Source organism: Streptomyces recifensis (assembly GCF_002154615.1).
In the GTDB taxonomy this organism is placed as follows: Bacteria; Actinomycetota; Actinomycetes; order Streptomycetales; family Streptomycetaceae; genus Streptomyces; species Streptomyces griseoluteus.
Window position 1 is genome coordinate 1 of record NZ_MUNH01000472.1, and the last position, 7,648, is coordinate 7,648.

Below are 7,648 nucleotides of genomic sequence, written 5' to 3' on the forward strand. Positions count from 1 at the left end.
CGACGGCGCCGTCGCCGCCTGCTTCCCCTCGGCGGGCCAGCTCTGCGTCTCCATCGAGCGTCTGTACGTGGCGGACTCGGTGTACGACCGGTTCGTGGACGCCTTCGTCGCCCGCGCCGAGCGGCTCAGGATCGGTGGCGCGTACGACTTCAGTTGCGACGTCGGCAGCCTCACCACGGCCGCTCAGCTCAAGACCGTCATCGAGCACGTCGAGGACGCCGTGGCCAAGGGGGCGAAGGTCCTCGCGGGCGGCAGGGCGCGCCCGGACCTGGGGCCACTGTTCCACGAGCCGACCATCCTCGCCGGTGTCACCCCGGACATGACGCTGTACGAGCACGAGACGTTCGGGCCCGTCGTGTCCGTCCACCGCGTGCGCGACGACAGCGAGGCCGTCGCGCGGGCCAACGCCACGTCCTACGGCCTCAACGCGAGCGTCTGGTCCCGCAGTGCTTCCCGGGGCCGGGCCGTGGCGGCCCGGCTGCACGCGGGCACCGTCAACGTCAACGAGGCGTTCGCCGCGGCGTGGGGCAGCGTCGACGCGCCGATGGGCGGCATGGGTGACTCCGGCCTCGGCCGGCGTCACGGTGCCGAGGGCATCCTCAAGTACACCGAGGCCCAGAACGTCGCCCACCAGCGCGTCCAGGGGTTCACCCCGCCGAGGAGCATCCCGCCCGAAACCTGGGCGGCGCTGCTGACCGGGGCGCTGAGGGTGCTGAAGGCGGTCGGCTCCCGCTGAGACACCCGGACGCGGGCGGCGCGGCTCCCCGAGGGAGCCGCGCCGCCCGCGTCGTGGGAGATCCGGCCGAAGAGGCGCCCCAGGTACCCGGGTACCTGGGGCGCCCTGTCGACCCCGTGCTACGCGGCGCCCCGCGTCGTGCCCAGCCAGTCGCGGTAGCGGCGCAGCGCCCGGCGCTGCTTGCGCCGCTCGGCGAGGAGGGCGACCGCCGGGTGGGTGCCCGGCGTGGGCCTGCTGCCGCGCGCGATCCGGCGCATCTGGTGGCGGACCTGCGCCATGCTGGCGGCCGACGCGAGCGCCTTGTCCGACCAGGTGACCGGCCTGAGCTGCCGCTCGGCCTCGCCGCCGGTGCGCCAGCGCTCCGGCAGGTCGGGGGTGACGGCGAGGGCGGTGCCCATGCCGATGACCGCCACCCCGCTGTCGAGGACGCGCTCGGCGGTCTCGCGCCGGGTGATGCCGCCGGTCAGCATCAGCGGCACCGGGCTGGACCCGACCAGGTCCTTCGCCAGGTCCAGGAAGTACGCCTCGCGGGCCTGCGTGCGCGCGTCGGCGGCCCGGCCGGACATCGCCGGGCTCTCGTAGCTGCCGCCGGACAGCTCGACCAGGTCGACACCGAGCGGCGCGAGCATCTCGATCACCTGGCGCGCGTCGTCCGCGTCGAAGCCGCCGCGCTGGAAGTCGGCGGAGTTGAGCTTGACCGCGACCGCGAAGGAGGGCGACACGGCGGCCCGTACGGCGCGGACCACGTCCAGCAGCATCCGGGCCCGGTTCTCCAGCGAGCCGCCCCACTGGTCGGTGCGCTTGTTGACCAGGGGGGAGAGGAACTGCGAGAGCAGATAGCCGTGCGCCGCGTGCACCTCGACCCCGTCGAAGCCGGCCTGCTCGGCGCGCCGGGCGGTCACCGCGTACCGGGTGACCGTCTCCTCGATCTGCCGGGCGGTCATGGCGACCGGGCGGCCGAAGCGGCCGGTGTGCTTGCCCAGGTCGACGCCGACCGCGGAGGGGCCCCATACGACGCCGGGCATGTCGGAGCCGATCTGGCGGCCGGGGTGGTTGATCTGCATCCAGATCGCCCCGCCCCCCGCCTTGCCGGCCTTCGCCCACTCGACGAACGGCTCCAGTGGCGCGGCCTCGTCGAGGACGACACCGGCCGGACCGGTCAGTGCCTCGGCGTGGACCATGACGTTGCCCGTGATGAGCAGTCCGGCCCCGCCCCCGGCCCAGCGCCGGTACAGCCCGAGCAGCTCGGCTCCGGGCAACTGGCCGTCGGCCGCCATGTTCTCCTCCATGGCCGCCTTGGCGATCCGGTTGCGCAGTACCTGCCCGGAGCGCAGGGACAACGGCGAGAACAGTTCGCTGGTCATCCTGCTTTCCCCTCTCGATCTCCATCGCTTACAATGTGTACAGCGTTCACATTAGGTCAGAAATGTAAGCGCCGTAAACTTCAAGGAGTGTGACCTATGCCGCAAGCGAGCAGCTCGTATCACCACGGCGACCTGCGTGCGGCCTGCCTGCGTGCCGCGCGGGAGCTGCTGGAGGAGGACGGCAGTGCCGGGCTGTCGCTTCGCGCGGTGGCGCGGCGGGCGGGCGTGTCGGCCACGGCCCCCTATCGTCACTACGCGGACCGCGACGCGCTGGTCTCCGCGGTGGCCGCCGAGGGGTACCGCGAGCTGGCCGAGCACCTGGCGGCCGCCCACCCCGAGCCCAGGACTCCCGACGAGCTCGCGTCGGTCGCCGTCGCCTACGTGCGCTTCGCGCTGGACCGGCCCGCGATGTTCCGGGTGATGTTCGCTGAACCGTGCGATCCCCACAGCGAGGAGCGGGTGGCGGCGACCGCCGCCATCTCCGAGTACGTCCGCGGCATCGTGCACGCGGTCTTCCCCGGCGTCGACCCGGACGCGTTGTCGACCACGGTGTGGGCACTCGTCCACGGCCTGGCCTTCCTGCATCTGGACGGCAAGCTCGACTCCTCGACGCCGGAGGTGGTGGACGCCCAGGTCCGCGCGGCGGTCCGGGCGCTGTTCAGCGTGGCGGCGGACCGTCGGTGATCGAGGCCATGTTGACAGTGCACACACCTGCTGCCTAATGTATGTGCTGTAAACATGCGGGCGGGAGCCCGCGCCGCGATGAACGGAGCGTCATGAAGGCAGTGTCGATCAAGGAGCCCGGCGGTCCCGAGGTCCTGGAGTGGGTGGACGTCGAAGAGCCGAAGCCGGCCGCCGGTGAGGTCGTCATCGACGTCGTCGCCAGCGCCCTCAACCGGGCGGACGTCATGCAGCGTTACGGTCTCTACCCCCTCCAGCCCGGAACCTCCCCGTACCCCGGCCTCGAGGTCTCGGGCCGTATCGGCGCCCTCGGTGAGGGGGTGACCGGCTGGCAGGTGGGCGAGGAGGTCTGCGCGCTGCTCACGGGCGGCGGCTACGCGCAGAAGGTCGCCGTCCCCGCGGGTCAGTTGCTCCCGGTTCCCAAAGGGATCGGCCTGGTCGAGGCGGCCGCTCTGCCCGAGGCGGTGGCGACGGTCTGGTCCAACATCGTCATGACCGCCCACCTCAAGAAGGGCGAGACCTTCCTCGTGCACGGCGGGGCCGGTGGCGTCGGCACCTTCGCCATCCAGATCGCCAAGGCGCTGGGCGCCCGGGTCGTCACCACGGCCGGCGGCCTCGACAAGGCCGCCCGGGCACGGGAGCTGGGTGCCGACGTCACGATCGACTACCGCACGGAGGACTTCACCGAGCACGGCCCCTACGACGTGATCCTGGACGTCGTGGGCGGCAGCTACCTCGAACGCAATGTGCGCTCCCTCGCCCCCGACGGACGCCTGGTGGTCATCGGCCTCCAGGACGGCCTGGAGGCCGGCCTCAACCTGGCCGAGCTGGTGTTCAAGCGCCTGTCCGTGCACGGGACGACCCTGCGCACACGGTCCAGGGAGCAGAAGGCCGAGATCGTCGCCCAGGTGCGGGACGAGGTCTGGCCGATGATCGAGAGCGGCGCCGTGGGACTCGTCATCGACCAGCGCCTGCCCATGTCCCGGGCCGCCGAGGCGCACCGGCTGATGGAGGCCGGGGGTCACGTGGGCAAGATCCTGCTGGTGAACGAGTAGGGCGGAGGGGCACGCCACGGACCTCGCGGCCGAGTCCACCGACGTCGTCGACCTCGCCCGCCGCCTCCTCCCGGCCTACGGCTCGTCCCCCCTGCCACGCCGTGACCTCCCCAAGCCCCTGGCGGTCGCCGTGGCCCCGGCGGCGGGCCTCGAACGCGGCTACCCGCGGCGCGACATCCGCTACGACCTCCGCGTGGACACCACCAAGAGCCGCCGCGAGCCGGGGGAGTACCGGCCCGCACAGGCGTCGATGGAGGAGATGTTCGCGCAGGCCGTCGGGGCCGGTGGCCGATGGCGCCGAGCGCCGTCCGCGGCTGACCGGCCCGCCCGTGCGCGGTTCGACCGCGCCTGCGAGGTCACCCGGTCCCCGGGGGCCACCGGCGACCCGAGGAGGCGCACATGACCGCGACCCCACAGGACCCACCCGTCACCTGCCACTTCATCGGCAACGCCACGCTCCTGATCCGCTACGGCGACGTCACCCTGCTGACCGACCCCAACTTCCTCCACCGCGGTCAGTACGCCTACCTCGGGCACGGCCTCGTCAGCCGCCGTCTGCTGGAGCCGACCCGGGGCGTCGCCGGCCTGCCCGCCGGCATCGACGCCATCGTGCTGTCCCACCTGCACGGAGACCACTGGGACCGGGTCGCCCGGCGTGGCCTCGACCCGGGCCTCCCGGTACTCACCACACCCCAGGCCGCCCGGAGACTCCGCCGCCTGCACGGCTTCCCGCACGCCACCGCGCTGGAGACCTGGCAGAGCCGTACGGTGACCGGCCGCGAGACCCAGGTGACCGTCACCTCCCTGCCGGGGCAGCACGCGGGCGGCCTGCTCCGGCCCCTGTTGCCGCAGGTCATGGGCAGCCTGCTCGAGTTCGGTCCCCTCGGGGGCCCACCCGTGCTCCGCCTCTACCTCTCCGGCGACACGCTGCCCTTCCCGCCGATCGTCGCGGCCATCGCCCGCCGCTGCCCCGACCTCGACCTCGCCGTCCTCCACCTCGGCGGGACCACGCTCCCCGGCGGCTTCCTCGTCACCATGACCGGAGCCCAGGGCGCCGGCTTCGCCGAACGGCTGGACCCCGAGTGGGTGCTACCGGTGCACTACGAGGAGTACACCGTCATGAAGTCACCGCTGAGCGACTTCCTCCACGCCCTACGGCAGCGCGGGCTCGGCGCACGGCTCGTACCGTGCGCACGCGGCGAACGCGTCGCCCTGCGCCCCGGCGGGCGGCCCGTGGTCGAGGCGGCGCCCTTGCGGTGAGCGGAGCCGACCGCCCCGACTGCTGCTCGACGTCGGCCCGGGTTCCCGCCGGCCGTCGCCGCGCTCCGCCGCCTCGTGACCACCTGGCGCCCGGAGCGGCGCGGCGGCGCAGCCCGGGCAACGGCCGTACCCGAAACGGGCGTCAGCCGCCGAACCGGCTGACAACGCCTCAACAGCCGCGCACCGCAACCCAGATGATCCGTCGCCGAACACCCCCCGGATTGGTGTGAGATGCGTCTTCATCCGATCTGAGGAAGCCACCAATCCGGCCCCGCACCCGGCCCCGGATTCCCCGCGTGAGCGAGGAACAGAGCGATCCAAGGAGAGCACCGGGGCCCGTGCGGACGACGCTGGGCGCGCTGAGCGGCGCGCTCGCCGGGTTCGCCGCGCTCGCGGTGGCCGAGCTGGTGGCGGCGGGCGTACGGCCGCAGGCGAGTCCGGTGGTCGTGGTCGGCGGGGCCTCCATCGACCAGACCCCGGCGGCCGTCAAGGACTGGGCGATCCGTCACTTCGGCACCGACGACAAGCTGGTGCTCCAGCTCGGCATCCTCGCCGTCCTCGCGCTTCTCGCCCTGGGCCTGGGCGCGTCGGCGGTACGCCGCCGGGTCGCCGGAGCGGCCGGTGTCCTCCTGTTCGGTGTGATCGGCGCGGTGGCCGCCCTCACCCGCCCGGACTCCCGAGGCTTCGCGGACGCGTTGCCGTCCCTGATCGGGGCCGTCGTCGGGGCGCTGCTCCTCCACTTCCTGGCCGGACGCCTCATCACCCCCGTGCCGGTCCCCGACGGCGAGCCCGGCGACTGGGACCGGCGGGGCTTCGTCATCGCGGCCACCTCCGCGGCCGCCGCGTCCGCCGTCGTGGGCGGGGCCGGCCGGATGCTGAGCGGCCGCCGGGCGGGAGACGCCGTCGCCTCCCGCGAGCAGGTCGTCCTGCCCCGCCCCGGCTCGCCCGCGCAGCCGGTACCGGCGCGGACGGCCCTGCGGGTCGACGGCGTCAGCCCCTACGTCACGCCCAACAGGAGCTTCTACCGCGTCGACACCGCCCTGGTGGTCCCCAAGGTGGACGCCACCGCCTGGCAGCTCCGCGTGCACGGCAAGGGCGTGACCCGGCCGGCCACCTTCACCTTCGACGACCTGCTGCACCGACGGCTGATCGAGCGCGACATCACCCTGACCTGCGTGTCGAACGAGGTCGGCGGCCCGTACGTCGGCAACGCGCGCTGGACCGGCGTCCGCCTGGCCGACCTGCTCGCCGAATGCGGGGTCAAGGCGCCCTCGCACGGTGGACCGGCCGACCAGTTGGTGGCCCGCTCGGTGGACGGCATGACCATCGGCACGCCCGTCGAGGACATCATGGACGGCCGCGATGCCATGCTCGCCGTCGGCATGAACGGCGAACCGCTGCCCTTCGAGCACGGCTTCCCGGTCCGCATGCTCGTGCCCGGCCTGTACGGCTACGTCTCCGCCTGCAAGTGGATTCAGGACATCGAGCTCACCACGTTCGACTCCTACGACCCGTACTGGGTCAAGCGAGGGTGGGCGCGGAAGGCGCCGGTCAAGACGCAGTCCCGGATCGACACCCCCAAGCCGTTCGCCCGGCCCAAGTCCGGGACCGTGATGGTGGCCGGGGTCGCCTGGGCCCAGCACCGGGGCATCGACAAGGTCGAGATCCGGGTGGACGACGGCCCCTGGCAGGAGGCCCACCTCGCCGCCGAGGACACCCGTGACACCTGGCGCCAGTGGTCCTTCCCCTGGCAGGCGACCAAGGGGTCCCACACCCTCACCGTGCGTGCCACCGACCGCACCGGAAGCGTGCAGACGGAGAAGCGCGCCCGGACCATCCCCGACGGCGCGAGTGGCCGGCACTCCGTCGTCGTGACCGCGGAGTGAGCCCCGACCGGCACTCCGCTCCCTGACCAACTCCCCCCGTCCGGCAGCCCGTTGCTGCCTTTCAACAACAGGAGAAGACCCAGTGAACGCTCGCATCCGCCGTACCACCGGTCTCGTCTCGGCCGCCGTCCTGCTGCCCCTCGCGCTCAGCGCCTGCTCCGGCAGCGACAGCGACTCGGCCAAGTCCGACTCCAAGGCGTCGGCGTCGGCGTCGGCCCCGGAGAGCAGCGTGGGCATGAGCAGCATGGACCAGCCGTTCGGCCCGGCCTGTTCCGCGGTGCCGAAGAACGGCGCGGGGTCCTTCGACGGCATGGCCAAGGACCCGGTGGCCACGGCCGCCTCGAACAACCCGGCGCTGTCCACGCTGGTCACCGCGGTGAAGAAGGCCGGTCTGGTCGACACCCTCAACAACGCGCAGAACATCACGGTGTTCGCGCCCACCAACGACGCCTTCAACAAGATCCCGAAGGCCACGCTGGACAAGGTCCTCGCCGACAAGGCCCAGCTCACCAAGATCCTGACCTACCACGTCGTCGGTCAGAAGCTCACGCCGAAGGACCTGGAGAACGGCTCCTTCGACACCCTGGAGAAGTCGAAGCTGACGACCTCCGGCTCGGGCGAGTCGTACACCGTGAACGACTCCTCCAAGGTCGTCTGCGGCAACGT

8 protein-coding genes are annotated in these 7,648 nt (G+C 72.7%); 7 read left to right on the forward strand and 1 reads right to left on the reverse strand.

Going from position 1 to position 7,648, the window contains the following annotated elements; all coding sequences use genetic code 11:
* Positions 1 to 736: aldehyde dehydrogenase family protein (locus CCN33_RS23110; protein ID WP_140394633.1), on the forward strand; the 736-nt coding region annotated here is incomplete at its 5' end.
* A gap of 119 nt (positions 737 to 855) precedes the next feature.
* Here CCN33_RS23110 and CCN33_RS23115 read toward each other — a convergent pair.
* On the reverse strand, positions 856 to 2,100 hold the full coding sequence (locus CCN33_RS23115) for an NADH:flavin oxidoreductase/NADH oxidase family protein (RefSeq protein WP_086695434.1): 1,245 nt from the start codon (positions 2,098 to 2,100) through the stop codon (positions 856 to 858).
* 96 nt (positions 2,101 to 2,196) lie between these two features.
* Here CCN33_RS23115 and CCN33_RS23120 point away from each other — a divergent pair, with 96 nt between their 5' ends.
* From CCN33_RS23120 to CCN33_RS23145, 6 genes are all read left to right on the forward strand, one after another.
* A complete protein-coding gene (locus CCN33_RS23120; RefSeq protein ID WP_086695435.1) occupies positions 2,197 to 2,784 on the forward strand; it encodes a TetR/AcrR family transcriptional regulator in 588 nt (195 codons plus the stop codon).
* A gap of 92 nt (positions 2,785 to 2,876) precedes the next feature.
* Positions 2,877 to 3,836, forward strand: coding sequence for an NAD(P)H-quinone oxidoreductase (locus CCN33_RS23125; RefSeq protein ID WP_086695436.1), 960 nt, complete (start codon positions 2,877 to 2,879; stop codon positions 3,834 to 3,836).
* Positions 3,837 to 3,966: 130 nt separating this feature from the next.
* Positions 3,967 to 4,239: a hypothetical protein gene (locus CCN33_RS23130; protein ID WP_086695437.1), complete on the forward strand. Its 273-nt coding sequence runs from the start codon at positions 3,967 to 3,969 to the stop codon at positions 4,237 to 4,239.
* Positions 4,236 to 5,096, forward strand: a complete 861-nt coding sequence (locus tag CCN33_RS23135) for an MBL fold metallo-hydrolase (RefSeq protein WP_086695438.1) — start codon at positions 4,236 to 4,238, stop codon at positions 5,094 to 5,096. Before CCN33_RS23130 ends, CCN33_RS23135 begins: the two co-directional genes overlap by 4 nt.
* Positions 5,097 to 5,434: 338 nt before the next feature.
* Positions 5,435 to 6,982: a molybdopterin-dependent oxidoreductase gene (locus CCN33_RS23140; RefSeq protein WP_244173911.1), complete on the forward strand. Its 1,548-nt coding sequence runs from the start codon at positions 5,435 to 5,437 to the stop codon at positions 6,980 to 6,982.
* A gap of 82 nt (positions 6,983 to 7,064) precedes the next feature.
* Positions 7,065 to 7,648: fasciclin domain-containing protein (locus CCN33_RS23145; protein WP_086695440.1), on the forward strand; the 584-nt coding region annotated here is incomplete at its 3' end.

Coding starts and splice junctions, on each gene's coding strand:
- CCN33_RS23115 (WP_086695434.1), bottom strand. CDS start 2,100: ATGACCAGCGAACTGTTCTCGCCGTTGTCCCTGCGCTCCGGGCAGGTA.
- CCN33_RS23120 (WP_086695435.1), top strand. CDS start 2,197: ATGCCGCAAGCGAGCAGCTCGTATCACCACGGCGACCTGCGTGCGGCC.
- CCN33_RS23125 (WP_086695436.1), top strand. CDS start 2,877: ATGAAGGCAGTGTCGATCAAGGAGCCCGGCGGTCCCGAGGTCCTGGAG.
- CCN33_RS23135 (WP_086695438.1), top strand. CDS start 4,236: ATGACCGCGACCCCACAGGACCCACCCGTCACCTGCCACTTCATCGGC.